Raw genomic sequence first — 25,765 nt, forward strand, 5'->3', positions numbered from 1 at the left:
AACCATACTTTGCGGTTCGATTGCGGTGTCAGCGGACCCGGGTGCCGAGCAGGTGCCGAACTCCTGCTACGAACAGCTCCAGACCGAAATCGAAACGTGTTGCGGGACCGACGGACTCGTCCATCGGCGAGGCCCCTTCGGGCAGCGCACCCACCGAATCCATCTGCATCCGCGACTGCTCGTCGACTGTGTGCCCGAGCACGTAGTAGAGCAGCGTGAAGGCCGTATGCTCGGCTTCGTCGCGGGGCATGCCCGCGCGAATCGCCGCACTCACGAAGCGTTCCCGGCCCTTGCTGGTGGTCAGGCGCGAGGCGTAGGTGGCCGACACCAGTTCCGCGCCGTCACGGTAGGCCAGCAGGCAGTCGCGCAGCCGATGGGCCAATTCGCCGAGCTGGCCGGACCATTCGGTCGCGGTGATCGGATCTTCCATGGGCGCCAGGATCTTGTCGGCGACCGCGCCCAGCAGCGCCTGCTTGTTCGGGAAATGCCAGTACAGCGCGCCGGGCTGCACTTGCAGCGAGCTCGCGAGCCGCCGCATGGTCAGATCGGCGAGACCGTACTGGTCCAGGATGGCGATCGCCCCGTCGACCACGTCCGCCCGATGCAGCTGCACGCCTTTTTCCCTCCGCACGTGTTTTGACTCACTCCGGTCCCTACCCTAGCCTGAACACCGTTCAAGTTGCACGGAGACCTCGTGCACAGCCGGACGAAGGAGCTTCGTGCAGTGACCCAGGCACCCGTGGAAACCTCAATACTGGCCATCGCGCGCGATCAGGTGCTCGAGCGCGGCGTCGGCCTCACCCAGGAACAGACCCTCGAGGTCCTGCGCCTGGGCGACGAGCACCTCGAAGACCTGCTCGCCCTGGCGCACGAGGTGCGCATGAAATGGTGCGGCCCCGAGGTCGAGGTCGAGGGCATCATCTCGCTCAAGACCGGCGGCTGCCCCGAGGACTGCCACTTCTGCTCGCAGTCGGGCCTGTTCCAGTCGCCGGTGCGCGCCGCCTGGCTCGATATCCCCAGCCTGGTCGAAGCCGCCAAGCAGACCGCCAAGACCGGCGCCACCGAATTCTGCATCGTGGCCGCCGTGCGCGGACCCGACGAGCGGCTGATGGCGCAGGTCGCCGCCGGCGTCGAGGCGATTCGCAACGAGGTCGACATCCAGGTCGCCTGCTCGCTGGGCATGCTGACCCAGGACCAGGTCGACCAGCTCGCCGCCATGGGCGTGCACCGGTACAACCACAATCTCGAGACCGCGAAATCGCATTTCCCGAAGGTCGTCACCACCCACTCCTACGAGGAGCGCTGGGACACCCTGCGTATGGTGCGCGAAGCCGGGATGGAGGTCTGCTCCGGCGGCATCCTCGGTATGGGCGAATCCCTGGAGCAGCGGGCCGAATTCGCCGCCCAGCTGGCCGAACTCGAACCCGACGAGGTGCCGCTGAACTTCTTGAACCCGCGCCCCGGCACGCCCTTCGGCGACCTCGAGGTGCTGCCCGCGGCCGACGCCCTGCGCGCCGTCGCCGCGTTCCGGCTGGCCCTGCCGCGCACCATGCTGCGCTTCGCGGGCGGTCGCGAGATCACCCTCGGCGACCTCGGCGCCAAACAGGGCATCCTCGGCGGCATCAATGCCGTCATCGTCGGCAACTACCTGACCACCCTCGGCCGCCCGGCCGAAGCCGACCTCGATCTGCTCGGCGAACTGAAGATGCCGATCAAAGCGCTCAACGAAACGTTGTGAGGCAACCTCTCGGTGCCGAACCCGATAGGTAATGTCATGGCTGTGGTTGATATGGACGAGCGCTACAACCCGTTCACCGGTAAGCGGATCGTGCCCGGGCTCGACGACGCGGTTCCGGCCGCGGCCGCCCTCGGGCTGGAGCCGCCGCGCTTCTGCGAACACTGTGGGCGGCGCATGATCGTGCAGGTGAGCCCGGATGGCTGGTGGGCCAAGTGCTCTCGGCACGGCGTGCTCGATTCGACCAGTCTGGAACGCCGCTAGTGGCGGCCCCCGAAGTGGTGTACCGGCCGGTCGGGTTCGGTGTCCGGCGTGAGGCGCGCGCGGCGCTGCTGATCGCCGCCGCGGTGCTGGTGCTCGGCATCGTCGGCGGTGTGGCGTGGGGTTACCTCGCGCCCGCCGAACATCTGCTGGTCACCCAGCCGGGCCGGGGCGCGCCGCTGACCGGCGAGAGCATGCATCAGTTCGACGCGCTCGCGATCTTCGTCTGCTTCGGCGCCGTGGCCGGGGTGCTGACGGCGGTGGCGGCGTGGCGGTGGCGCACGGTGCGCGGCCCGATCATGCTGGGCGGGTTGCTGTTCGGTTCGCTGCTCGGTGGGTACGCCATGTGGTGGTTCGGGGAGACGGTGGCGCAGTGGCGGTTTCCGCGCCCGGTCGACCCGGCTGTCGGCTCGATCATCGTGATGGCGCCCGAGCTCGGCACCGCGCTCGCCCTGCTGGTGCAGCCGCTGGTGGCGGCGCTGGTGCTGCTGTTCCTGACGGCGTTCAGCGCCTCGGAGGATCTGGGCACCGGGTTCGTCGGGCCGTTCGGCACCCAGGGGCCGCAGGCGCGGTTCTCCTCCGGCGAGGATTTCCCGGTCACCTACGTCGGCGACGTCGAGTCACGAACCCTGCACTGACTGTTGGCCGAACCGTTGCTCCGACGACGGCGCATGCGTATCTGCACTTCCTAACATTGACCTACACGCGGTGTTATCGGACAGGAGCGAGCCGTGCCCTTCGTAGGTGGCGCATTGGTGGTCGAAGAGCTCGACGGCAAGTTCTGGAAGCTCGCCGAATCGGTGGTCTATCAGGGTGAGACACAGGAATTCACCGTGCCCGCCGGGTTCCGCACCGATTTCGCGTCGGTGCCGCGCGCCCTGGTCTGGCTGATTCCGCGTTACGGCGCCTACACGCGCGCCGCCATCCTGCACGACTACCTACTGCATTCCGACGAGGTGAGCACCGCCGACGCCGACGGCATCTTCCGCCGCGCCCTGCGGGAATTCGGGGTCACCAAGCCGCGGCGCTGGATGATGTGGGCCGCGGTGCGCGTAGCGAACCGGCTGGCGGGTGCCACCCTCGGCGATATCGGCCGGTTCCTGCTGGTCGCCGTGCCCTCCGTGGTGTTCCTGGCGGTCCCGGTCGTCGTGGTGACCGTGGCCCTGTGCATCTTCTGGCTGGTGGAGCTGCTGTTCTGGGCTGTCGCGCGGGTGAGCCGCCGCACCGCGGCCCCGCCGCCGAAGCCGCAGCTGAAGACGGCATGACGTTGTCGTCCCGGATCGAGCCGACGAATAACGGTGAGGCTCCGGCAAACCCGTGAAATCGAGGATGGAGCGCGCGGCCCTGCCCGCGTCGAAGGCGCTGCTGGACGCCATCGACACAGCGATCAACAGCAACGCCTTCCTGTTGGCAGCGGACATGGGAATACCTGTCCGAGAGCACGACACCGTGGCCGCTGTTACCGCCTGCATCCACGATCCTGGGTTCGGTGAGCTGATCGCCACAGCGGACGCGGCCCGAAATTGGGGAAACTGGGCCGTATACGACCCTGAGTGCCGACGATACGTCCCCGACCCAGACCAGAATCCTGCCCTCGTGGTGCGGCGCGACGCTGCCATCACCGCGGACCCGATGGACCGCGCCGGCTTCGAGAGGCACCTGCGCTGGTTGATGACCGAGGCCTTCAGCCCCTACGACACTCGAATCGAGCGCGGATCGGCTGATCGACTGATCGCAGACTTCTGCGCAGAGCTGCTCGACGGGCCGGATTCCGATGGTGCCTCCGGGGTCTTCGCCGCCATTCGCCCCGATTTCCTGCACAGCTCCGGCTACTACTCCGACAGCGGCGACCCCTCCGGGCCTGACTGGGCGAGGTAGCCATTCGCACACTGAACCAAGACACCTCGGGTGTGCTCGCGCGCGTCAAGCGTGGCGAAGAAATCGACATCAGCGAACGCGGGGTCGTCATCGCACGAATCGTGCCCGCCGCTCCCCATCCGCTCGCGGATCGGATCGCCTCGGGTAAGTTGCGTCTACCGACGGCCGAGGGGCCGATCCCGCGCCCCCACGGGCCGGTTCGCGTCAACCATGAGGCCGGTGAACTTCTGCGGCAGCTCCGCGACGAGGAGCGCTACTGATGATCTATCTCGACACCGCCGCATTGGTCAAAATGATTCGGCGCGAACCTGAATCGGATGCCTTGTTCGAATGGATCGAGGCGCAGCGCGGCACCATGATGGTGTCGTCGGCCCTGGCGGAAGTCGAATTGCCCCGGGCGCTGCGGCGGACCGAACCCGACCTGCTTGCGGCGGCGCCGGCGACGCTGCGACGGATCGCACTCTACGAAATCGACGAACTCGTACGCTCTACTGCCGCGGCTTACTCCGACCCACACTTACGTTCACTCGACGCCATCCATTTCGCCACCGCCAAGCAGCACTCGGCGATGCGCTCAGTGCGTTTATCGCCTACGACAAACGACTGCTGGCCGCCGCAGCGAATATCGGCCTGCCGATCGCCCAACCCGGCGTCGGCTTCGCCGTAACGCCATGACCCTACGAACCTCGTGGTGTCAACCGGTTGTCGCTGCGGTTCACCGCGAAACCAGCGCATTCCCCGCATTCCGCGACAACCGGGTGAACACATCTGCCGGCATGGTCGAGGAATCTGTCGGCCTTCGTGAATGTGGTGATCGTGGCGGCGATCTCGGAGCGTTTCTCGGCGATGAATGCGGACTGGTCGGCACGATCGCGGCTCAGCCGACCGATAGTCCGCGCATTGGACGAGGACACCTTCCTGGTGGACAGCGTGGCGTCTGTCGCAGCCGTCGCCCCGGTGGCGTTCCCGGTGGCGACGGTGTCACCCACGCCGGGTGTCGTCAATACGCCGACGACGGGTATACCCAAGGCCTGGCCGACCGAGATCCAGACCGTGACTCCGCCGAACCGACGGGCGTACTCGGTGGGTGCGGAGCGCAGCGTGGTGTAGCCCTGTCCGGCGACCATGCTGAGTATGTGTCCGAAGCCGAGCAGCGTGCTCGCGGCACCGAGCGCGACCAAGCCCGCCGCGAGACTCACACCGGCGACTGCGACGACGGACACCATGCGCCACCGCGCAATATCGTTGCGGCGTAACGACTGTCGACTGCCCGTTCGATCGGGATGGCCACGATGAGGGGAACGAGGGAGTACAACGCAGTCAGTACACCGGCCGTGGCGGCATTGCCGCCGAGTTCGAGCACCCGGGAAGAAACCACGACGCGGACAGCGGTATAGGCGGCCTGTAGAGCTGTCGTGCCGCATAGCGGGGCGAACCAATCGCGGGATTCGTCGCGTTCGAACCACCGCACAGCACAGACACACTCGTGACCGCCCGCGGGACCATGCACTCCCGGGACGGAAGGCTGCGCGCCTACCCTCGCCTATCCATAGCTCGTAATCGTCGATTCGAGCGCTTCCGCCGGGCCTGTGTAGATCAGGCCGGTCGCGATCCGGCGGGCGAGGACCTCGTCGTCCGGTCCGTCGAAGTAGATGGCGAGCTGTATGTGCTGCGTCTCGGTGAAGGCGAATACGTACAGGGCGTCGATGTCACCGTCCTCGTTCGCATCTCGGAGACGGTACCGGTAGTAGGTCAGGCCACCGTCGCGATACTCGTCTTCCTCGAAGCGCTCGGTGGAGGCGATCTGTTTGACCCGTTGGAGGCGGTCCGAAAGTGGTCGGCCTCCGGAACCATGGACCACTGTCCACGCTGTGACACCGGGCCGCCACAGCACCAGCGCGCCGTCCTCGATCCGGCGGCAGAACTGTGCGGGGAGCCGGACCGACCATGAGTCGGTCATCATGTGCTCGCCTTCGACCAGCGGATAATCTGGTGGCGGCCACCGCTTTCGGTTCATGGTTTCGGATTCTGGTTCATCGGACGTGGTGCGTCGAGTCGATCGGTGACCACCAGTGCGGAGCCGATCGCTGCCAGGGCTCTGGTGACCGCACTGGATCCGCGTATTCTCCTGGGGTGCATGGTGTTCGGTGTGCCCGGCGATCGGGACGATGAGCGATGCGGTGGTACGGCCTAATCGCGGACGAGCCGTCGACCTTCACCGAACTGGCCGACAGTTTCGTGTCGATGGACCACCGCTACGACGATCCGCGACGATGGCGGGCGCAGGTCACCGTCCAGGAATCCGCGACCTACCGGATGCTGCGCTGGCAGCAGGAAAGCATCCGGTTGTGTGACCGCGGACCGTCGCATCTGCGGCGCGATCCCGCGGACGATTTCTATTGGATCGTCGTGCCGGAGCGGGGCGTGTACTCGATGCGCTACGGGGATCAGGTGCTGCATGTGCCGCCGGGGCGCGCGTCGCTGACCGGATACGACGAAACCTGCCGGCTCCGGATACCCGACTCGGCGGCACACGCGTTCCAGGTGCCGCGCACCGAGATCGACGCGCGAGTCCGCTCGAGCGGACTTCGCACCGTGCTCGACACCGGCCGCGGGCTGGGCCGGATCGCGGCCGGCCTGATCGCCGGAACCCACGCCGAGCAGGACGAACTCACCGGCCGCGACTTCGACGCCGTATGCGAGCGGATCGTCGAACTGGTGTGCCTGATGGCAGCCGGGGATACCGAGCCGCCGCATGCGCAGCACGCGGCGGTGTCGGCGGGCGTGCGCCGGTATCTGCGGGAGCACATCGGCCACCGGGACGTGCGCCTGCCCGCGGTCGCGCACGCGCTCGGCTGGTCGCCACGCCAGGTCCGTGCCGTATTGCAGCGGGAGGGCACCACGTTTCGCGATGTACGGCGGGAGGAAGCGCTGCGGGTGGCCCGGGCGCTGCTGGCCGACCCGCGGCAGAGCCTGAGCATCGGCGAGCTCGCGGCCCGCTGTGGGTTCACCGCCAGCTGGTTCTCCGCGGCCTTCAAGGCCAGATACGGTCAGACGCCGCGGGAATTCCGCCGCCGCGCCGCCGACACCTCACCGCGGTGAATCGAGCCGGACCGGGACGGCGACCGGGCCGACGGTGGTGATCTGCGCGGCGTAGTCGATCTCGCCGGCCGGGCAGGCCAGGGTCAGCCGCGGGTACCGGCGATACAGCGTGGACAGCGCGACGCGACTTTCCAACCGGGCCAGCGGCGCGCCCAGGCAGAAGTGCGGTCCGTGCCCGAACGCGAGCAGGTCGCGCTGGTCGCGTGCGATATCGAAAACCTCGGCGTCGGTGTAATGGAGTACGTCGCGGCCGACCCCGCCGTGCCACAGCATCATCGCGCCCGCAGGGATGTCGACGCCCGCGACCTGAATGTCGGTGCGGGCGTAGCGCATCAACGCCCCGGCCACCGACGACTCGTAACGCAGCACCTCCTCCACCACCGCGGCCCAGCGGTCTTCGGCGAGGGCGAGCGCCAGCTGGTCCGGATGCGCGTCGAGCGCGATGATCGCGTTGCCGAGCAGGTGGACGGTGGTCTCGTGGCCCGCGACGATCACCACCCACAGCATGTCGACCAGCTCGCTGTCGGTGAGTTCGTTGTCGGTGTTCGCGGCCAGCAGGGCCGAGGTCAGGTCGTCGCCCGGAGTGCTGCGCTTGCGCTGGAGCAACTCGGCGAAGTAGGCCACCATCGACTGCATCGCGGTCTGCGCCTGGGCGCCGGTGCTGGTGCTGGACAGGACCGTCTCGGTCCAGGTCTTGATCCACGGCTGCTCGGGCTGCGGCACACCGAACAGTTCGCAGATCACCCGAACCGGAAGGGGCGTAGCGTAATTCGCGACCAGATCGATGGTGTCAGCGGCCGGGAGGCTATCGATCAATTCGGCGGCGATCGCCTCGATTCGGGGTTGCAGGGCCGCGATGCGCGCGGGGGTGAACGCCTTGTTGATGGTCTTGCGCAGTCGGCGATGCTCGGCGCCGTCCTGATTGAGCATGTGCTCGGAGTCGGTGAGCGCGCGCATCGGCCAGTCGGCGGCGATGGTGCCGTTCCGCAGCGCGGGGCAGTGCGTGGCGTTCTTGGCGAACAGTTTCTCGTCGAGCACCTCGGTCACCGCCCGATGGCTGGTTGCCACCCAGGCGGGCACGCCGCCGGGCAGATCGACGGCTACCACCTCGCCCGCCGCGCGGATCCGGCGATAGGTGTCGCGCATCGATTCACCGGGGGTGGGCAGCTGGATAACGGTCTCGGGCATGTTGTCTCCCAGGAAGATTCGGATCGATTCCCGATTCAGCCTCGGGCCGCGAGCGCGCGCCTTCAACCGCCGGCGCGCTTCTCTGCCGCAAAACGGGAATCGTTGTCCCGAAACACAATTGGCGGGGTCGGAAAATCGGTGGCCGCCGAGGCGGTGCCCGCTCTACGGTGGGTCGTCCTCGACGCACCCGGGAAGGAGGGTCCGTGATGAAGCGAAACACCGAGGCGGCCACGGTGGTGCACGCCGAGCGCCCCGACCTGACCGCGTGGCGGCAACGGCACGAGTTGCGGCGATCCAACGCCGCGCAGCCGATCGCCAGTAAGCGGCAATACCGTCGCACCCGCAAGCATCGGCACCGCGAAGACTGATCCGGCCCGGTCCGGTGATGCCGCAGTTGGTCGATCAGGGCCCGCAAATCGAATGCGCCGGAACCCTTCGGCTCGAGCTGCTCCGAACAAGTTGCCGAGCAACGGAATTCAGGTGGGCGGTCGCAGAGCGGCGAATTCGTCGGTGACTCGGATTCCGGTGTCGGTGTAGCGGTAGAGGGCGGCGGGGCGGCCGCCGGCGCGGCCGGGGGCGGCGGTGGCGCCGGTGGGTGTGATCACCTTGCGGCGGGAGAGAACGCGCTGCAAATTGGTCGTGTCGACATCGTAACCCAGTGCCGCGCAGTAGATTTCGCGCAGCGTCGACATGGTGAATCGTTCCGGCGCCAATGCGAAGGCGATATTGGTGTAGGACAGTTTCGCGGCGAGCCGGGTACGTGCGTGCTCGACGACGGTGCCGTGGTCGAAGGACATGGCGGGTAGGGCGGAGACGGGGTGCCAGGCGGTGTCCGCGGGGAGTTGCGGGTCGGCGGTGAGCGGCACCAGTCCGAGGTAGGCCGAGGCGATGCGCCGGTCCCCGGGCACGCGATGCGGATCGCTGAACACCCACACCTGCTCGAGGTGGGCCAGTTCCCGCACGTCGACCTTCTCGGCGAGCTGGCGGGCAGCGGAGGTGTCGAGGTCCTCGTCGTTGCGCAGGCGTCCGCCGGGTAGCGACCAGGTGCCCTTCTGGGGATCGAGGGCGCGTTCCCACAGCAGCACCGACAATTCCCGCCTCTGGTCAGGCGCAGGCGGTTGACCTGCGGTGATGTTCTGGGCGACCGGGCGAACCTGGAACACCGCGGTGAGCGTTTCGTGGATGGTGCTACTATGGGCCACGTTTTCGATTGTAAGTCGAAAACCTGGTTTGGTGCGAATCGGCGAGTAGGCCGACCGCGCGAGGAAGGGAGCCATCATGGCGAGCACAGGTGCGAACACGGCGCCTCCGCTGATGGGGCAGGTGTTCGACGGACCGTCGGGATACGCCGGAGTCGAGGCGACACCGGAATGGGCGCAAGAGGTGAAGCGCCTGGCGCGCGAGCGCAACGCCACCATCCTGGCGCACAACTACCAACTGCCGGAGATCCAGGACATCGCCGACCACGTCGGCGACTCGCTCGCGCTGTCCCGGATCGCGGCCGAAGCGCCCGAGGACACCATCGTGTTCTGCGGCGTGCACTTCATGGCCGAAACGGCCAAGATCCTCAGCCCCGCCAAGACCGTGCTGATTCCGGACCAGCGCGCGGGCTGCTCGCTTGCCGACTCCATCACCGCCGCGGACCTGCGTGCCTGGAAGGCCGAGTTCCCGAACGCGGTCGTCGTGTCCTACGTGAACACCACCGCCGAGGTGAAGGCGCTCACCGACGTGTGCTGCACCTCCTCGAACGCGGTCGACGTGGTCGCCTCGATCGACCCCGACCGCGAGGTGCTGTTCCTGCCGGACCAGTTCCTGGGCGCGCACGTCAAGCGCGTGACCGGTCGCGAGAACATGCACATCTGGGCCGGTGAATGCCACGTGCACGCGGGTATCAACGGTGACGAACTCACCGAGCAGGCGCGTACCCACCCCGACGCGGAACTGTTCGTGCACCCCGAATGCGGTTGCGCCACTTCGGCTCTCTACCTGGCGGGGGAGGGCTCCTTCCCGGCCGACCGGGTGCACATCCTGTCCACCGGCGGCATGATCGACGCCGCCAAGCAGGCGAAGTCGAATCAGGTGCTGGTCGCCACCGAGATCGGCATGCTGCACCAGCTCCGGAAAGCCGCCCCCGGCATCGACTTCCAGGCCGTCAACGACCGCGCCTCCTGCCCCTACATGAAGATGATCACCCCCGCCGCTCTGCTGCGCTGCCTGGTGGAGGGCGCCGACGAGGTGCACGTCGATCCGGAAATGGCCGCTCGCGGCCGCAGTTCGGTGCAGCGAATGATCGAGATCGGCAATCCCGGCGGCGGCGAGTAGCCCGCATCGGCCGCGCGGCGCGATCTATCCTGCGAGAAGGTGTGGACCTATGACTTCGGTGGCGATCGGCTGGGAGGCCGAGGCCGATCTGGTCGTTATCGGCGGTGGTGTCGCCGGGCTGACGGCGGCGCGTACCGCATCGCTGCGCGGGCTGCGGGCGCTGATCCTGAGTAAGGGCGGGCCGACCGATACCGCCACCCAGTACGCGCAGGGCGGCATCGCCGTCGTCGCTCCGCACGGGGATTCGGTGGAATCGCATGTGCGGGACACGGTAGCCGCGGGTGCCGGGCTGGTCGACGTGGCGGCGACCCGCTCCATTGTCGAATCCGGGCAGGCGGCGGTCGCGGCGCTGACCGACCTCGGCGCGGTATTCGATCTCGGTCGCGACGGGCAGATCTCACGCACTCGGGAAGGTGGCCACAGCACTCGGCGCATCATTCACGCGGGTGGTGACGCCACAGGTGCGGAAGTGCAGCGTGCGCTGAACGCGGCCGGACTGCCCATCGTGTTCGGCGCGGCGGCCTGCGAAATCGTCACCGGCCCGAGTGGTGTGCGTGGCGTGCTCGCGGTGTCGGACAATGGATTCGGTGTCGTGCATGCGCCCGCGGTGTTGCTGGCCACGGGTGGGCTCGGTCAGCTGTACGCGTTGAGCACGAACCCCTACGGCGCGACCGCCGACGGTATCGCGCTGGCGCTGCGCGCGGGCGCGTCGGTCGCGGACCTGGAGTTCGTGCAGTTCCATCCGACGGTGCTGTACACACCGGGTGGTGTCGGCCGACGGCCGTTGATCAGCGAGGCCGTGCGCGGAGAAGGCGCGAATCTGGTCGATTCCGAGGGCAATTCGGTCACCGAGGGGCTGCATCCACGCGGTGATCTGGCCCCGCGCGATGTGGTGTCGCGGGCCATCGCGGCGCGCATGCGGGCGCTGGGCACCGACCACGTCTTCCTCGACGGCCGTGCGATCGAAGGTTTCGCACAGCGCTTTCCGACCATCACCGCATCCTGTCTCGCGGCCGGGATCGACCCCCGCGTGCAGCTGATCCCGGTGGCCCCCGCCGCGCACTACCAGTGCGGCGGAATCGTCACGGATGCACACGGCCGCACCGGCGTACCCGGCCTGTTCGCGGCCGGAGAAGTGGCCCGCACCGGCCTGCACGGCGCGAATCGGCTGGCCTCCAACAGCTTGCTGGAGGGGCTGGTGGTCGGTGAACGAGTCGCGGCCCTCGCGGCGGAGCGGCTCGAGGAGCCGCGCGGCGTCGAGGACATCCACGCGAACACCATGCCGCGCGTGGACCGGCAGGCATTGCAGCAGGTGATGACCGCGCACGCCGCGGTCGTGCGAGACCGGGACGGCCTGGCCGACGCCACGAACCGCCTCGAACGTGCGGTACTGCGCAATATGTCCAGCCGGATCACCAATGGCGACAGGGGAAATGCCGGGCTCTCCGAGGACCCGACCGCTCGGCGGATCGCCGAACTCGAAGACGGCGCCCTGACACTCACCGCCCGGGTGCTGCTGCTCGCGGCCGCCGCCCGCACCGAAAGCCGGGGCTGCCACACCAGATCCGACCATCCCGACGCGGATCCGGCGCTGCGCCACAGCATTCCGATCAGCCTGGACCCGGACGGTCATCCAGATCTCCAGGCTCCGATCCACCCCACCGCCCTGCCCCTGATTGGAGTGAGCTGATGGCTCTCGATCCCGCCCTGGACCGCGACGAGGTTCTCGCGCTGATCCGCACCGCGCTCGACGAGGATCTGCGCTACGGCCCCGATATCACCACGATGGCGACGGTTCCCGCTGACGCGGTGGTCAAGGCCGCGGTGGTCACCAGGCAGCCGGGCACCGTCGCGGGACTGGACGTCGGCTTGCTGGTACTCGACGAGGTGATCGGCGCGGGCAACTACGAGATCACCGGCCGGGTACCCGACGGCACCCGTATCCGGCCCGGGCAGTCGGTGCTCGACCTGGTCGCACCGACCCGGGGCCTGCTGACCGCCGAGCGCACCATGCTCAACCTGGTCTGCCACCTGTCCGGTATCGCCTCGGCCACCGCGGACTGGGTCGACGCCGTCGCGGGCACCGACTGCCGCATCCGCGACAGCCGCAAGACCCTGCCCGGCCTGCGCGCCCTCCAGAAGTACGCGGTCCGGGTCGGCGGCGGCGTCAACCACCGGATGGGCCTGGGGGATCAAGCGCTGATCAAGGACAATCACGTCGTCGCCGCGGGCTCGGTGACCGCCGCATTGCGCGCCGTCCGCGCTCTGGCCCCCGATATCGCCTGCGAAGTCGAGGTGGACAGCCTCGAGCAACTCGACGCCGTCCTCGCCGAAGACGTCGACCTGGTCCTGCTCGACAACTTCCCCCTGTGGCAGACCCAGGCCGCGGTCCAACGCCGCAATGCCACCGCGCCGACCACAAAACTCGAATCCTCGGGCGGTCTCACCCTCGACTCGGCCGCCGCCTACGCGGCCACCGGTGTCGACTACCTGGCCGTGGGTGCGCTCACCCACTCCGTCCGAGTGCTGGACCTGGGCTTGGACATGTAGGGCCACACCGTCTTTGCCGCCGGCCCGAGGGCGGCTCAGGCGGTGAGTTCACGCTCCAGCGGCGTGCGGAAACGTGGAATGGCACGGACGTCGCCGAACCACTCGCTGGTGCGTTCTGCTTCGGCCTCGATCAGCGCGTGTGCCTCGGCGCCGGGGTCTTCCAGTAGCCGCCAGACGATTTCGCCGTCCTTGCGCTGCGCCCAGCCGCCGACGATGCGGCCGTCGAGCCAGATGGTCGGGCCGATATTGCCGTTGCGGTCGAACAGCGCCGGGGCGTGTGGGCCCAGGTACCAGTCGCGCGATTGCCAGCCCATGGGCGTCGGGTCGAGCGCGGGGAGGAAGGCGGCCCACGGCGCCGGGGCGGGGGTCGGTTCCAGGTCGTCGGTGAGTGCGACGCCGGTGGCGCCGTCCAGGTCGACCTCGGTGACATCCAACTGGGCCAAGGTCTTTCGGACTTCGCCGAGCGTCCAGCCGGTCCACCATTTGAGGTCGGTGACGGGGGCGGGGCCGAAGGCGCGCAGCCAGCGGCCGACGAGTTCGGCGCGCGCGGCATCGGCGGACAGCTCGGGCACGCCATCGGGGAGCCAGGACTCGACGGGCGCCCAGGTGTACTGGCTGCTGGCCCAGCTCCCGTTCGGCCGCCCGCGCACGATGCGGCCCTCGGCGCCGAGCGTCACCAGCACCCAGGTGGTGATATTCGTCGGTTTCGAATACGACTTCTCCGGCGCCGGATTCACCTGGGTACGCAGCCGCGGCACGGCCTTGCCGAGCTGCGCGCCGGTGGCCGCGCCCAGCGACAGCAGCGCCTCGTGGGTCTCGGCTTCGACCTCGGCGAGCCACGCGCCGACATCACCGTCGACTGCGCCCGACTGCTCGATGAACTTGCCGTAGGTGCGGCGCTGCTTGACGGCGAGCGCGTCGGCACATGAAGCCTGAAGTGCGGGAACCAGTTCCGTCGGCGCGACGAACATGGTGCGGCGCATGGCCAGCATCCGCAGCAGCGTGCGCTCGTCGTAGAGCGACTTCGCCACATCCTCCGGCGTCAAGCCCGCCCCGCGCGCACCGGCCGACAGGTACACCGTCGCGGGATCGGTGGCATGCAGCACGACCATCGACCGCGCGATCTCGGCCGGGTCGGCCGCTCGATGCGCGTAGGCCAGCCGATGCCGCACCCCGAGCCGGTTTCGCCGCTCCGCGACGGTTATCGAACGCATAGGCGAAAGGGTAGCCGTTCCCGCCGGTCGGTGACGGCGACGGCCGAGGCGGTGTCTACAGCCCGAACTGCGCGGGCTCCAACCGCAGTGTCCGGCAGGCTTCGCGGACGGCGTCGACCTCGGCGGGGTCGAAGTTCCCGTCCGCGTTGCCGATCATGATGCCGATCTGCACGACGGCCTGGGCCTCGGTGGGTTTGCCCGCCGCCTTGGCGATCTGCTGGAGGACATGGGCGCGCCCGAACGCCGGGTCGGCGGTGAGGCGGCGGCAGTTGTCGTCGAAGAGGGCGCGCAGCTCGTCGGCGGGGAAGTTCTGCAGGACCGGGTCGGTGCCGAGCAGCCCGGCGACCCGCAGGCGCTCCTCGGGGGCGAGCTGTCCGTCGGCGGCGGCGACCAGCGCGCACATTCCCATGGCGGCGTCGCGGAAACCGCCGCCGCGCAATTCGTTCTTCTTGGCGAGCAGTTGGTTGCGCCACTGCGGCGCCTTGTCGACCACGTCCATCAGCCTGCTGAAGGTGTGCGCATTGGAAATGATCTTGTTCAAGAAGGCCACGGCCGTGCTCCCGTTGGTAGACGACCGCACGTTAGCAGAGGAATCGTGAGTCCGGCGCGCCCGCAATCGAATTGGGATCAGCGGCATGTCGGTGGCGTGGTTCCCGCCCGGTGGCCTGGCACTATTCCTGCTATGCGAGGTGGAATCGGTGTGCTGCTGGCGGCGACGGCGCTGCTGCTGGTGTTCCCGGCCCCGGTAGCGGCGGCGGAACCGGTCTGCGCGGTGCGGGTCGCGATCCGCCCGGTCGCCGTGCCCGTCGACGGCGAAACAGCGACGGGCCGCGTCTACGAGCCCTACCGGTGCGCCCCCGGCGATCTGCCGCCTCGCGCTCTGGTGGTGGCGGTGCACGGCCACGGCGGTTCGGCCGCCGATTTCGCCGACTACCTGAGTTCCCTCGCCCGCCGTACGAGCACACCGTTCCTGGCGATGGATCTACGCAATGCGACCAGCAGGTGGAAGACCGGCGAATGGAACCTCTGGGCGGGCTGGCACGACATCGTCGCGGCCACCGCATGGTTCACCGGGGCCCATCCCGTCGAACGCACGATCCTGTGGGGCTGGAGCCAGGGCGGCATCACCAGCGGTCTCGCGCTCGCGCACGGCCCGCGCGGACTGTTCGACTACTGGGTCGACAATTACGGCCCCGCAGACGATTTCACGATGTGGCTGGACGCCCCGCGGATCGGGCCCGGCCTGCGCGCGCAGATCGAACGCGACGCGGGCGGCTGCACGCCGATCGTCTGCCCACAGGCCTATTACGAACGCTCACCGTCGCTGCTGGCCGAACAGATCGACATCCGGCGGGCCTTCCTGGTGCACGGCGTCAGCGACACCGTGATCCCGTTCCGGGCCAGCACCGAGATGCGCGACGCCCTGGCGGCGGCGGGCACCCCGCTGTCCATGTACACCGTCGTGTCCGGCCGCGACCTGGACGGCCGGGTGGTGCCGGGCGATCACAGCATCGGGCCGGCGTTCTTCGAAGGTGGCTGCGTGGTCGAGCGACTGCTGACCGGCGCCGAACCGGTCACCGGGCCGGACCAGGAGTACGTCATCGATATCGCACAGGGTGTGGCGACCGCGCCACCGGCTCCCGCGCACGCCAAGTGTGCGGCGTGACACACCCGGAACACCCTGTGGCGCAACCCAGTTGTCCCCGAGGAACCCGACGAGGCGAAGGAGCCGACCATGACCGACCCGTCCTACCGCTGGAACGGCGCCGACGTCGATCTGGACGCCTATCTCGCCCGCCTCGGTTTCGACGGCGAGCGCGAGCCCACGGTGGACACATTGCAACGTCTGGTTCAGCTGCACACCACCTCGATTCCGTTCGAGAACCTGGAGATCATCCTGGGCCGTTCGATCGACCTCGACCTGGAGACCTTGCAGGACAAGCTGATCCGACGACGGCGCGGCGGCTACTGCTACGAGAACGTCGTGCTGTTCGCCGCCGTTCTGGAACGCCTCGGCTTCGGCGTGACCGGTCTCAGCGGCCGGGTCACCATGGGCGCGGCGGCGCTGCGCCCGGCCACCCACGCGCTGCTGCGCGTCACCACCGCCGACGACGACCGCGCCTGGCTGGTCGATGTCGGTTTCGGCGCCGGTCCGCTGCGGGCGATCGAACTCGGCGACAGCACCGCGGAATTCACCGCGGGCCGCTGGCAGTTCCGGTGGGCGCGCGGCGAATCCGGTGAGTGGGTACTGCACCAGTTCGGCCGGGACGGCTGGGTGGACCGCTACACCTTCACGCTGAACCCGCAGTACCGGATCGACTACCGGGTCGGGAACCATTTCGTCTCGACCTCCCCGGGTTCGCCGTTCACCACACGTCCGTTCGTGCAGCGCTTCCATCCGGATGTGCACTACGTGCTCGACGACCTGACGTTCATCACCGAATACCCCGACGGCCGTAGCGAAGTCACCGAGGTGACCCCCGGCGAGCTGCCGAAGCTCCTGTCCGAGGTCTTCGACATCGAACTCGACGCCGCGGACGCGGACGCGCTCGCCCAGGCCCATTGGCGGAACTGAACTCTCGCATCGCGGTTGACCTGCGTTGTCGGTGGCGGCCGATACAGTCGCCAGGGTGCGCACTCAGCTGAGGTCCACCGTCCTGCTCGCCGTCGCCACCCTGGTGCTGGCCGGGTGCGGCTCCGGCCCCGATCAGCCGGAGTCGGTGGCGGGCGCGTTCGCCGACGCACTGAACCGCGACGACATCGTCGCCGCCGCCGCGCTCACCGACGACCCGCCCGAGGCGGCCGCCGCCCTGACCCAGCTCTACGAGGGCCTCGGCAAAGAGGTGACCTTCGAGGTTCGATCCACCGACGAGAACGCCTTCACGCTCGGCGCCACCTGGAAGTTCGGCAAGGACGGCAGGAACGAGTGGGCGTACACCACCACGGGCACCGCCGCCGACTCCAACGGCTGGAAGATCAAGTGGGACCCGGCCACGCTGGCGCCTGGTCTCGCCGCGGGCCCGCTCACCTACTCCGCGGCCTACCCGAACGCCGCCCGCGTCCTCGATTCCACCGGCGGCGAGCTGATGACCCAGCACATCGTCACCGTCGTGCAGGTCGCCCCCGGCGCCGATACGGCCGCGGTCGCCGGTGCGCTGGCGCCCACGAACACCGGGATCACCGCGGCCTCCCTGACCACCGAACTGGCTGCTGCCCAGGGGAAATCCATTACCGCGATCACGCTGCGCGCCGCCGATATCGAGCCGGTCCACGCCGCGCTGTCGGCGATTCCGGGCGTCACCCTGTCGCCGCAGACCAGGCTGCTGACCGTCGACAAGGCGCAGGCCTCGCCGACGCTGTCGGGCCTGGCCGAGCTGTGGCAGCAGCGTGCCGACACGGCCGCGGGCTGGGCGGTGCGCGCGCAAACCCCCGGCGGCACCGAGCGAATCGCGGGACCGGATCCGAAACCCACCCCCGATATCGCCACTACGCTCGACATCGACCTGCAGAACGCCGCGGAAAGTGCGCTCGGCCCGCTCACCACCCCGGCCGCGGTCGTCGCGCTGCAACCGTCCACGGGCAATGTGCTGGCCATGGCGCAGAATTCCGCCGCCGACGCGCAGGGGCCGATCGCGCTCACCGGTCTCTACCCACCGGGCTCCACGTTCAAGACCGTCACGGTCTCGGCTGCCCTGCAGGCAGGGGAGGTCACACCGGATTCGGTGCTGCCGTGCCCGGGCTCGGCGAATATCGAGGGCCGGCGCATACCCAACGACGAGAGTTTCGACCTCGGCGAGGTGCCGCTGCACACCGCCTTCGCCCGCTCGTGCAACACCACGATGGGCATGCTCGGGGTGCGCCTGCCCGCGGACGGGCTGACTCGCGCGGCCACTCAGCTCGGTCTCGGTGTGGATTACGTCACACCCGGGCTCACCACCGTCACCGGGAAGGTCCCGGCCGCGGACACACCCGCCCAGCGGGTCGAGGCCAGCATCGGCCAGGGCCGGGTAACCGCGACCCCATTCGGTATGGCACTGGTCGCCGCCGCCATCGCCCACGGTTCCGCCCCGAACCCGGTGCTGGTCCAGGGCGAACCGGGCGTCGCGGATCAGCAGCCGCCCGTCCCGCCCGCGACCGTCCCGGACCAGATCAAGGCCATGATGCGCGAGACCATCACCGCGGGCACCGCCACCCAGCTGCGCGATATCCCCGGTCTGCTCGGCAAGACGGGCACCGCCGAGTACGGCGACAACACCCACGCGCACGGCTGGTTCGTCGGAATCGACGGTGATCTGGCCTTCGCGGTGTTCGTCGCGGACGCGGGGAGCTCGGGCCCGGCGGTGGACGCGGCCGGCCGGATGTTACGCGCGCGCAGGTGATCACCTGCGGTGACGGGAACCGGCCCGAACCGGGCCGATTTTCGGGCATCCTGGGGCACGGCGATCAACCAGCTGCCGCTACACTCGTCCGCGGACCGCATGAGTGGTCAATATGCGGCATGTCACGATTTCGAGAAGGTTCGGAGTAGGCGCCATCGATACCGGTCAGTTGATCGCGGAGCATTACCGCCTGGTCGAGCGGATTGGTAGCGGCGGCACAGGCGTCGTTTGGCGTGCCGTCGACGAACGTCTGCAGCGCTCGGTGGCGGTCAAGCAGATCCACATCAAACCCAGCCTGCCCGAGGCCGAACGTGATGTGGTGCGCCAGCGCGCTTTCCGTGAAGCGCGCAATGCCGCGAAGTTCCAGCACCCCAACGCCATCGTCGTATTCGACATCACCGAGCACAACGGCGACCCGTGCCTGGTCATGGAATACATGAAGTCCAACAGCCTGGCCGCGGTGATCGCGGCGCAGGGCCCGCTGCCGCTGCAACAGGTGGCCCGGATCGGCGAGCAGGTCGCCTCGGCGCTGATCGCCGCCCATCAGGCGGGCATCGTGCACCGCGACGTGAAGCCGGGCAATGTGCTGCTCGACGACCACGGCACGGTGAAGATCACCGACTTCGGCATCTCGCGCGCCGCGGGTGATGCCACCCTCACCGAAACCGGCCTGATCTGCGGGACCGCGGCGTATCTCGCGCCGGAGATGGCGCGCGGCGCGGACCCGAGCCCTGCCTCGGACGTATTCGCCCTGGGCGCCACGCTGTTCCACGCACTCGAGGCCGAACCGCCCTACGGCGCCAACGCGAATCCGCTCGCGGTGCTCTACGCCGCGGCCAACGGCCAGGTCAGCGAACCGCGGAACGCGGGCCCCGCCACCGACCTGCTGCTGGACCTGCTCAGCCCCGACCCGCGTGATCGGCCCACCATGCGTGAGGCCTACGACGAACTGGCCGCACTCGCCGACACCGGCGCCAATTCCGCGCCGGCCGGGTTCGTGCCCGCCAGCGAGGCCTACGCGCGCCGCCAGGCCGGCGCCCCGGAATCCGCGACCCGTGCGCTGCGTCCGATGCCGCCACAGCAGCAGCACCGCACCGAACGCCAGTCGCGTCCGCTGCCTCCGCCGCCGCGCAACAACCACCCCGATACCGCCGCGCACCCGCGCACGGCCGCCCATCAGCGCCCCGCGCCCCGCCGCTCCACCTCCAAGCGCCGCGCCGTCCTGATCGGCGCCACCATCGGTGCGATCATCACCGTGATCGGCCTATCCATCAGCGCACTGTCCTCCTCGGACGGGAATACCCCCTCCGCACAGGCGAATTCGCCCACCAGCACGCGCTCGGTTACGACCACGGCGGCGGTACCGGAACTAGGCAAGACGCCCAGTTCGGGCAAGGTGGACATCGTGGAAGCCGGGCAGATGCTCGAGGTCTTCTATCTGAATCCCGGCGGTTCCTGGTATTTGCTGACTCCCGCAGCACGTAAACCGTACGGCAGTGAGCAGGCGTTCCGGGAGTACTGGAGCACTCGCATCGTCACGGGGTTTGCCGATATCAAGGGTGAGACCAACTATCCGGACGGCTCGGTCGATATGCGCATCGCGCGGGTCACCGTCCAGGGCCAGAGTCAGCCGGTGGTGGTCCACGTGGTCAACAGCGGCGGCAAACTTCTCATCGACGACGAAACCCGCCCGGACGCCGCCTAGATCGGGCTTGGCAGGTGCGCGACCCCCTGGTCGGCACCTGCGGCCCGATCCGTTTCAGGAACCCATCGCGAAGCGCAGCAGCGCCTGCTTGTCGCCCTGCTTGATCTTGCCCTTGCGGTTGAGCACTTCCAGCTGCCACTGGTCACCGTTGCGGAAGGTGCGCGCCACGGCGTTGGCATTGTCGTTGCCGAGCAGCGACGGCCAGATGTCGGCGACCTGCTGGCTGCTGCCGCCGGTCGCGTCGTAGACCTTGAACGAGATGTTGTTCGCCTTCTCGAACGAGGTGCCCTTCTTGAAGGCGCAGGCGACGAAGATGATGGCGTCGATGCCGCCGGGCACATCGGAGAACGTGACGTGGACCGTTTCGTCGTCACCGGCGGCCGCGCCGGTCTGCTCGTCACCGGAGTGCAGCACCGCGCCGTTGCCCAGCGGGTCGAGCGAATCCAGGCCCGCGAAGCGCACCGGCTCGCTGCCCTGCATGAGAATGGCGATCAGATCCAGGTCGACGCCGCGCTTGCGCTTGGCGATACCGAGCAGTCCACCACTGGAACCAGCCGACGGATCCCAGCTCACCCCGACACTCAGTTTGCTGATACCGGCGAGATCCGCGGCGCCGTCTTCTTTTTTGAGCGTGATCATGCGTTCAGACTAGCGGGGATTCGAAATCCGAATAGGGCGTGTCGATTTGCTAACCGCCCGTTCACCTGAGTGGCGAACCGCCGTCCGGCACTCGAGATTTGCCTCGGCAGCCCGGACTGCGGTGACCACGGCTCCGCGCGACCCACTGATCCCCGCGTGTCGCCTTCGTCGCGGGTCGACAATGGAGCCCATGGCACCGAATGCGGCACTCGCGCCCTTGCAGATCCTGATCGGGGAATGGGAGGTGGACAGTCCGCAGTTCCCCGGGCCCAAGGGCCGTACCCGGATCGAATGGCTGGAGGAGGGCGGCTATCTGCTGCTGCGCGACACCGTGCCGGAGCCCGGTCCGAGCGGAACCTGGATCATCGGCGTCGACGACGACGAACTGGTGCTCACGGTCCTGCACCACGATGTGAGGGGGGTCTCACGGGTCTACCGGATGACGTTCGACGCGGCGGGTTCCTGGCGGGTCTGGCGCGAGGCGCCCGGCTTCCATCAGCGCTTCGCTGCCATCGTGCAGCCGGACGGCAAGCTGATCAGAGGTACCTGGGAGAAGTCCGAGGACGGCGTGGAGTGGGAACTCGACTTCGATCTGATCTACACCCGGCTGCACTGATCGTCTGAGAGCCAGGTCACAGCGGCGGCACGGCCGTGGGTGGCACGGCTGGCCGGTGCGGATATCCGATGGTGCGGCCCATTAGGCTGGTGGTCAGCAAAGTACCCGGCCACAGGACAGGACCGCACACCGATATGACACCCCGCATCGAGCTCGCCCGCGTTGATCTGCGCGGTCGCACTCCTTCCGCTGCCGAGCTGCGCGCCGCGCTGCCACGCGGAGGAGTCGACGTCGACTCGGTGCTGCATCACGTGCGCCCGGTGGTGGAGGCGATCCGCGACCGGGGTGTCGAAGCGGCCCAGGAATACAGCCAGCGATTCGACGGCATCACGCCCGCCAGCGTGCGGGTACCGGCCGCCGAACTGGAACGGGCGCTTGCCGAACTCGATCCGGCGGTGCGCGCGGCCTTGGAAGTCGCCATCGCACGTACCCGCGTCGTGCACGCCGACCAGCGCCGCACCGACAAGACCACCCAGGTGGTGCCCGGCGGTACCGTCACCGAACGCTGGGTGCCGGTCGAACGGGTCGGGCTGTACGTACCCGGCGGCAATGCCGTCTACCCGTCCAGCGTCGTCATGAACGTGGTGCCCGCCCAGGCCGCCGGGGTCGAGTCCCTGGTCGTGGCCTCGCCGCCGCAGGCCCAGTTCGACGGGCTTCCGCATCCGACCATCCTGGCCGCCGCGCAACTGCTCGGCGTCGAGGAGGTGTGGGCGGTCGGCGGCGCGCAGGCCGTGGCCCTGCTGTCCTACGGTGGCACCGATACCGACGGCGCACAGCTGGAACCGGTCGATCTGATCACCGGCCCGGGCAATATCTACGTCACCGCGGCCAAGCGGCTGTGCCGGGGGCTGGTCGGGATCGACGCCGAAGCCGGGCCCACCGAGATCGCGATCCTGGCCGACGCCACCGCCGATCCGGCGCACGTCGCCGCCGATCTGATCAGCCAGGCCGAACACGATGTGCTGGCCGCCAGCGTGCTGGTCACCGACAGCGCCGAATTCGCCGACGCGGTCGACGCCGCGCTGAACGCGCAGCTGCCGGTGGTCAAGCACGCCGAACGGGTGCGAGAAGCACTGTCCGGCAAGCAGTCCGGCACCGTCCTGGTCGACGACATCGCCCAGGGACTGCGTGTGGTCAACGCCTACGCGGCCGAGCACCTCGAGATCCAGACCGTCGACGCCGCGGCCGTCGCCGCCCGGGTGCGCAGCGCCGGTGCGGTTTTCGTCGGCGCCTACGCGCCGGTCAGCCTCGGCGACTACTGCGCCGGCTCCAACCATGTCCTGCCCACCGCGGGATGTGCCCGGCATTCCTCGGGTCTGAGCGTGCAGACCTTCCTGCGCGGTATCCACGTCGTCGAATACACCGAGGCGGCGTTGAAAGATGTTGCCGGGCATGTGGTCGCGCTGTCCACCGCCGAAGACCTGCCCGCTCACGGCCAGGCCGTGACTGTTCGTTTCGAGGCTCTGTCATGACCGCCATCCCGGGCGCCGCCGCCACACTGGACGATCTGCCGCTGCGCGCCAACCTGCGAGGCAAGAAGCCGTACGGCGCACCGCAATTGACGGTCCCGGTGCAGCTCAACACGAATGAGAATCCGCACCCGCCGTCGCGGGCGCTGATCGACGATGTCGCCGAGGCCGTGCGTGCCGCCGCGGCGGATCTGCACCGCTATCCGGATCGCGACGCGGTCGCCCTGCGCGGCGATCTCGCCGCCTACCTCACCCGGCAGACCGGCGTCGGTCTCGATGTCGCGAACCTGTGGGCGGCCAACGGCTCCAACGAAATCCTGCAGCAGCTGCTCCAGGCGTTCGGTGGTCCCGGCCGCACCGCGCTCGGTTTCGTCCCGTCGTATTCGATGCACCCGATCATCTCCGAGAGCATCGACACCGAGTGGGTGGCCGCGGAGCGCAGCGAGGATTTCTCGCTCGACATCGATTACGCGGTGGCCTGCATCCGCGAGCGCCGCCCCGACGTCGTCTTCGTGACCAGCCCCAACAACCCGAGCGGGCACAGCATCGCGCTCGCGGACCTGGCCCGGATCCTCGATGTCGCGCCCGGCATCGTGGTGGTCGACGAGGCCTACGCCGAGTTCTCTGGTCAGCCGAGCGCGGTCACCCTGATCGATCGCTATCCGGCCAAGCTCGTGGTGAGCCGGACCATGTCCAAGGCGTTCGCCTTCGCGGGCGGCCGGCTCGGTTACCTGGTCGCCGCCCCGGCGGTGATCGACGCGCTGCTGCTGGTCCGCTTGCCGTACCACCTGTCGGTCGTCACCCAGGCCGCGGCCCGCGCCGCTCTGCGGCACGCGGACGAAACCCTGGCCGGCGTCGCGGAGCTCTCGGCGCAGCGCGATCGCGTCACCGCGGCCCTGCGGGCCCTGGGCTACCAGGTGCTGCCCAGCGATGCCAACTTCATCCTCTTCGGACGCTTCGCCGACGCGCCTCGCGCCTGGCAGCGCTACCTCGACGAGGGTGTGCTCATCCGCGACGTCGGTATCCCGGGCTACCTGCGCACCACCATCGGCCTGGCCGCCGAGAACGACGAGCTCTTGCGGGTGAGCGCGAAACTGGCGGCCGAGGAGCTGATCTCCCTATGACCACCGACCGGGAAGCGAGCATGGACCGAATCGCGCGGGTGGAACGCACCACCCGGGAATCCAGCATCGTCGTCGAACTGAATCTCGACGGCAGCGGTAGGACCGACATCTCCACCGGGGTGCCGTTCTACGACCACATGCTCACCGCGTTCGGCCAGCACGGCAGCTTCGACCTCAGCGTGCACGCCAAGGGCGACATCGAGATCGAGGCGCACCACACGGTCGAGGACACCGCCATCGTCATCGGCCAGGCGCTCGCGCAGGCCCTCGGTGACAAGAAGGGCATTCGCCGCTTCGGCGACTCCTATATTCCGATGGACGAGACGCTCGCGCAGGCGGTCGTAGACGTCTCGGGCCGTCCGTACTGCGTGCATACCGGCGAGCCGGAGCACATGCTGCACACGGTCATCCCGAGTGTCGGTGCGGGCGCGTCGTATTCGACCGTGATCAACCGGCATGTCTTCGAATCGATCGCGTTGAACGCGCGCATCGCCCTGCACGTGCGGGTGCTGTACGGGCGCGATCAGCACCACATCACCGAGGCCGAGTTCAAGGCGGTGGCGCGGGCGCTGCGCGCCGCCGTCGAGTACGACCCGCGGGTGAGCGGAGTTCCGTCGACGAAGGGCACGTTGTGACCGTGAAGTCTGTTGCCCTGCTCGACTACGGTTCGGGCAATCTGCATTCCGCCGAACGCGCGCTGGTGCGGGCCGGAGCCAAGGTCGAGGTGACCGCCGACCCCGAAATCGCCTTGGCGGCAGACGGTTTGGTCGTGCCCGGGGTGGGCGCGTTCGCGGCCTGCATGGCGGGGCTGCGCGAGGTGCGTGGTGAGCGCATCATCGGCCAGCGGCTGGCCGGCGGGCGCCCGGTGCTCGGCATCTGCGTCGGTATGCAGATCTTGTTCGAGCGAGGCGTGGAATTCGGCGTGGAGACGACGGGCTGTGCCGAGTGGCCGGGTGTGGTCGAGCGGTTGTCGGCTCCGGTGCTGCCACACATGGGCTGGAACACGGTTTCCGCCCCGGTCGACAGCGTGCTGTTCGCGGGCATGGATCCCGGCACCCGCTTCTACTTCGTGCACAGCTACGCCGCGCAGACCTGGGACCTGCCGGCGAGTGAGCACTTCGCGACGCCGAAGCTCACCTGGGCCGAGCACGGCGTCCCGTTTCTCGCGGCGGTGGAGAACGGTGCGCTCTCGGCGACCCAGTTCCATCCGGAGAAATCCGGCGATGCGGGCGCGCAGTTGCTTCGGAACTGGATCAATTCGCTGTAAAAAGGCTCTGGCCAGGCGATTTGACTTTGTTCGATCTACTACGTAACTTTATTCGAGTCAGAGCGACACGGACACCGACCCGGAGCCTAGCGGCCCGGGAAACGAGGTAGGACGAGGAGCGCCTGACCATCCGGTTGGTTCGTTAAGTCCGATTTTGTTATCGCGACTGGATCAGCTAAGCTTTGAACCCTGCCTCACGGAAGCCCCGAGTAATTCGCGGTCGGATGTGTGTGCGTGTGTTCTTTGAGAACTCAATAGTGTGTCGATGAATGTCAGTGCCAATATATTATTGGTTCCGATTCCTCATACCCCCCGG

At 68.5% G+C, this 25,765-nt stretch carries 29 protein-coding genes; 21 read left to right on the forward strand and 8 right to left on the reverse strand.

What is annotated here, in order from left to right; genetic code table 11:
* Positions 1–28 precede the first annotated feature (28 nt).
* Positions 29–613, reverse strand: coding sequence for a TetR/AcrR family transcriptional regulator C-terminal domain-containing protein (locus tag ACFVMC_RS29500; RefSeq protein WP_379215649.1), 585 nt, complete (start codon positions 611–613; stop codon positions 29–31).
* A 111-nt stretch (positions 614–724) separates the two neighbouring features.
* Here ACFVMC_RS29500 and bioB point away from each other — a divergent pair, with 111 nt between their 5' ends.
* The 7 genes from bioB to ACFVMC_RS29535 all read left to right on the forward strand — a co-directional run bounded on the left by bioB (position 725) and on the right by ACFVMC_RS29535 (position 4,541).
* Entirely contained in the window at positions 725–1,738 is a 1,014-nt protein-coding gene (gene bioB, locus ACFVMC_RS29505) for a biotin synthase BioB (protein WP_379215651.1), read from the forward strand.
* Between the two features lie 36 nt (positions 1,739–1,774).
* Positions 1,775–1,999 (forward strand): hypothetical protein, encoded by a 225-nt coding sequence (locus tag ACFVMC_RS29510; protein ID WP_379215653.1) that lies wholly within the window; start codon positions 1,775–1,777, stop codon positions 1,997–1,999.
* Positions 1,999–2,634 (forward strand): DUF2567 domain-containing protein, encoded by a 636-nt coding sequence (locus tag ACFVMC_RS29515; RefSeq protein ID WP_379215655.1) that lies wholly within the window; start codon positions 1,999–2,001, stop codon positions 2,632–2,634. The genes ACFVMC_RS29510 and ACFVMC_RS29515 overlap by 1 nt, the downstream gene beginning before the upstream one ends.
* A gap of 93 nt (positions 2,635–2,727) precedes the next feature.
* The gene (locus ACFVMC_RS29520) at positions 2,728–3,261 is read left to right on the forward strand and encodes a DUF1353 domain-containing protein (RefSeq protein WP_379215657.1); all 534 of its coding nucleotides are present in this window, start codon (positions 2,728–2,730) and stop codon (positions 3,259–3,261) included.
* 64 nt (positions 3,262–3,325) lie between these two features.
* Positions 3,326–3,874 (forward strand): hypothetical protein, encoded by a 549-nt coding sequence (locus tag ACFVMC_RS29525; protein WP_379215659.1) that lies wholly within the window; start codon positions 3,326–3,328, stop codon positions 3,872–3,874.
* Entirely contained in the window at positions 3,862–4,134 is a 273-nt protein-coding gene (locus ACFVMC_RS29530; protein ID WP_379215706.1) for a type II toxin-antitoxin system Phd/YefM family antitoxin, read from the forward strand. The genes ACFVMC_RS29525 and ACFVMC_RS29530 overlap by 13 nt, the downstream gene beginning before the upstream one ends.
* Positions 4,134–4,541 carry a type II toxin-antitoxin system VapC family toxin gene (locus tag ACFVMC_RS29535; RefSeq protein ID WP_379215661.1) on the forward strand — a complete coding sequence of 136 codons (408 nt, stop codon included), beginning with the start codon at positions 4,134–4,136 and terminating at the stop codon, positions 4,539–4,541. The genes ACFVMC_RS29530 and ACFVMC_RS29535 overlap by 1 nt, the downstream gene beginning before the upstream one ends.
* A 10-nt stretch (positions 4,542–4,551) precedes the next feature.
* Here the strand turns inward: ACFVMC_RS29535 and ACFVMC_RS29540 are convergent, their stop codons facing one another.
* Positions 4,552–5,100: a hypothetical protein gene (locus ACFVMC_RS29540; protein ID WP_379215663.1), complete on the reverse strand. Its 549-nt coding sequence runs from the start codon at positions 5,098–5,100 to the stop codon at positions 4,552–4,554.
* A 317-nt stretch (positions 5,101–5,417) separates the two neighbouring features.
* Positions 5,418–5,891, reverse strand: coding sequence for a hypothetical protein (locus ACFVMC_RS29545; protein WP_379215665.1), 474 nt, complete (start codon positions 5,889–5,891; stop codon positions 5,418–5,420).
* 158 nt (positions 5,892–6,049) lie between these two features.
* Here ACFVMC_RS29545 and ACFVMC_RS29550 point away from each other — a divergent pair, with 158 nt between their 5' ends.
* A complete protein-coding gene (locus ACFVMC_RS29550; RefSeq protein WP_379215667.1) occupies positions 6,050–6,976 on the forward strand; it encodes an AraC family transcriptional regulator in 927 nt (308 codons plus the stop codon).
* Here ACFVMC_RS29550 and ACFVMC_RS29555 read toward each other — a convergent pair.
* Positions 6,965–8,164 (reverse strand): cytochrome P450, encoded by a 1,200-nt coding sequence (locus tag ACFVMC_RS29555; protein WP_379215669.1) that lies wholly within the window; start codon positions 8,162–8,164, stop codon positions 6,965–6,967. The two genes, ACFVMC_RS29550 and ACFVMC_RS29555, sit on opposite strands and share 12 nt — an antisense overlap.
* A gap of 206 nt (positions 8,165–8,370) precedes the next feature.
* On the opposite strand from ACFVMC_RS29555, the gene ACFVMC_RS29560 reads away from it, so the two are divergent.
* On the forward strand, positions 8,371–8,532 hold the full coding sequence (locus ACFVMC_RS29560) for a hypothetical protein (RefSeq protein WP_379215671.1): 162 nt from the start codon (positions 8,371–8,373) through the stop codon (positions 8,530–8,532).
* 108 nt (positions 8,533–8,640) lie between these two features.
* Here ACFVMC_RS29560 and ACFVMC_RS29565 read toward each other — a convergent pair whose 3' ends face one another.
* The gene (locus ACFVMC_RS29565; protein ID WP_379215673.1) at positions 8,641–9,366 is read right to left on the reverse strand and encodes an NUDIX domain-containing protein; all 726 of its coding nucleotides are present in this window, start codon (positions 9,364–9,366) and stop codon (positions 8,641–8,643) included.
* A 76-nt stretch (positions 9,367–9,442) separates the two neighbouring features.
* Between ACFVMC_RS29565 and nadA the strand changes: the two genes are divergently transcribed.
* The 3 genes from nadA to nadC are packed head-to-tail and all read left to right on the forward strand — an operon-like array spanning position 9,443 to position 13,036.
* A complete protein-coding gene (nadA, locus tag ACFVMC_RS29570; protein ID WP_379215675.1) occupies positions 9,443–10,486 on the forward strand; it encodes a quinolinate synthase NadA in 1,044 nt (347 codons plus the stop codon).
* Between the two features lie 49 nt (positions 10,487–10,535).
* The gene (locus tag ACFVMC_RS29575; RefSeq protein WP_379215677.1) at positions 10,536–12,176 is read left to right on the forward strand and encodes an L-aspartate oxidase; all 1,641 of its coding nucleotides are present in this window, start codon (positions 10,536–10,538) and stop codon (positions 12,174–12,176) included.
* Complete coding sequence (gene nadC / locus ACFVMC_RS29580; protein ID WP_379215679.1) at positions 12,176–13,036, forward strand: carboxylating nicotinate-nucleotide diphosphorylase; 861 nt, start codon at positions 12,176–12,178, stop codon at positions 13,034–13,036. Before ACFVMC_RS29575 ends, nadC begins: the two co-directional genes overlap by 1 nt.
* 35 nt (positions 13,037–13,071) lie before the next feature.
* On the opposite strand, the gene ACFVMC_RS29585 is transcribed toward nadC, so the two are convergent.
* Together ACFVMC_RS29585 and ACFVMC_RS29590 are read right to left on the reverse strand one after the other, a co-directional pair.
* Entirely contained in the window at positions 13,072–14,250 is a 1,179-nt protein-coding gene (locus ACFVMC_RS29585; RefSeq protein WP_379215681.1) for a winged helix DNA-binding domain-containing protein, read from the reverse strand.
* Between the two features lie 55 nt (positions 14,251–14,305).
* A complete protein-coding gene (locus ACFVMC_RS29590; protein ID WP_379215708.1) occupies positions 14,306–14,749 on the reverse strand; it encodes a tellurite resistance TerB family protein in 444 nt (147 codons plus the stop codon).
* Positions 14,750–14,932: 183 nt separating this feature from the next.
* Here ACFVMC_RS29590 and ACFVMC_RS29595 point away from each other — a divergent pair, with 183 nt between their 5' ends.
* The 4 genes from ACFVMC_RS29595 to ACFVMC_RS29610 all read left to right on the forward strand — a co-directional run bounded on the left by ACFVMC_RS29595 (position 14,933) and on the right by ACFVMC_RS29610 (position 20,334).
* Complete coding sequence (locus tag ACFVMC_RS29595) at positions 14,933–15,916, forward strand: alpha/beta hydrolase family protein (protein ID WP_379215683.1); 984 nt, start codon at positions 14,933–14,935, stop codon at positions 15,914–15,916.
* A gap of 69 nt (positions 15,917–15,985) precedes the next feature.
* Positions 15,986–16,825 (forward strand): arylamine N-acetyltransferase, encoded by an 840-nt coding sequence (locus tag ACFVMC_RS29600; protein WP_379215685.1) that lies wholly within the window; start codon positions 15,986–15,988, stop codon positions 16,823–16,825.
* Positions 16,826–16,880: 55 nt separating this feature from the next.
* A complete protein-coding gene (locus ACFVMC_RS29605; protein ID WP_379215687.1) occupies positions 16,881–18,629 on the forward strand; it encodes a penicillin-binding transpeptidase domain-containing protein in 1,749 nt (582 codons plus the stop codon).
* Between the two features lie 169 nt (positions 18,630–18,798).
* Positions 18,799–20,334 (forward strand): protein kinase, encoded by a 1,536-nt coding sequence (locus ACFVMC_RS29610; protein ID WP_379215689.1) that lies wholly within the window; start codon positions 18,799–18,801, stop codon positions 20,332–20,334.
* 54 nt (positions 20,335–20,388) lie between these two features.
* On the opposite strand, the gene ACFVMC_RS29615 is transcribed toward ACFVMC_RS29610, so the two are convergent.
* The gene (locus tag ACFVMC_RS29615) at positions 20,389–20,973 is read right to left on the reverse strand and encodes a TerD family protein (protein ID WP_379215691.1); all 585 of its coding nucleotides are present in this window, start codon (positions 20,971–20,973) and stop codon (positions 20,389–20,391) included.
* Between the two features lie 190 nt (positions 20,974–21,163).
* Here ACFVMC_RS29615 and ACFVMC_RS29620 point away from each other — a divergent pair, with 190 nt between their 5' ends.
* The 5 genes from ACFVMC_RS29620 to hisH all read left to right on the forward strand — a co-directional run bounded on the left by ACFVMC_RS29620 (position 21,164) and on the right by hisH (position 25,449).
* Positions 21,164–21,589 (forward strand): hypothetical protein, encoded by a 426-nt coding sequence (locus ACFVMC_RS29620; protein ID WP_379215693.1) that lies wholly within the window; start codon positions 21,164–21,166, stop codon positions 21,587–21,589.
* Between the two features lie 134 nt (positions 21,590–21,723).
* Entirely contained in the window at positions 21,724–23,061 is a 1,338-nt protein-coding gene (gene hisD / locus ACFVMC_RS29625; protein ID WP_379215695.1) for a histidinol dehydrogenase, read from the forward strand.
* The gene (locus ACFVMC_RS29630; RefSeq protein WP_379215697.1) at positions 23,058–24,182 is read left to right on the forward strand and encodes a histidinol-phosphate transaminase; all 1,125 of its coding nucleotides are present in this window, start codon (positions 23,058–23,060) and stop codon (positions 24,180–24,182) included. The genes hisD and ACFVMC_RS29630 overlap by 4 nt, the downstream gene beginning before the upstream one ends.
* Positions 24,179–24,817 (forward strand): imidazoleglycerol-phosphate dehydratase HisB, encoded by a 639-nt coding sequence (hisB, locus tag ACFVMC_RS29635; RefSeq protein WP_379215699.1) that lies wholly within the window; start codon positions 24,179–24,181, stop codon positions 24,815–24,817. Before ACFVMC_RS29630 ends, hisB begins: the two co-directional genes overlap by 4 nt.
* Entirely contained in the window at positions 24,814–25,449 is a 636-nt protein-coding gene (gene hisH / locus ACFVMC_RS29640; RefSeq protein WP_379215701.1) for an imidazole glycerol phosphate synthase subunit HisH, read from the forward strand. Before hisB ends, hisH begins: the two co-directional genes overlap by 4 nt.
* Positions 25,450–25,765: the final 316 nt, after the last annotated feature.

Source organism: Nocardia sp. NPDC127579, assembly GCF_042672005.1.
GTDB lineage: Bacteria > Actinomycetota > Actinomycetes > Mycobacteriales > Mycobacteriaceae > Nocardia.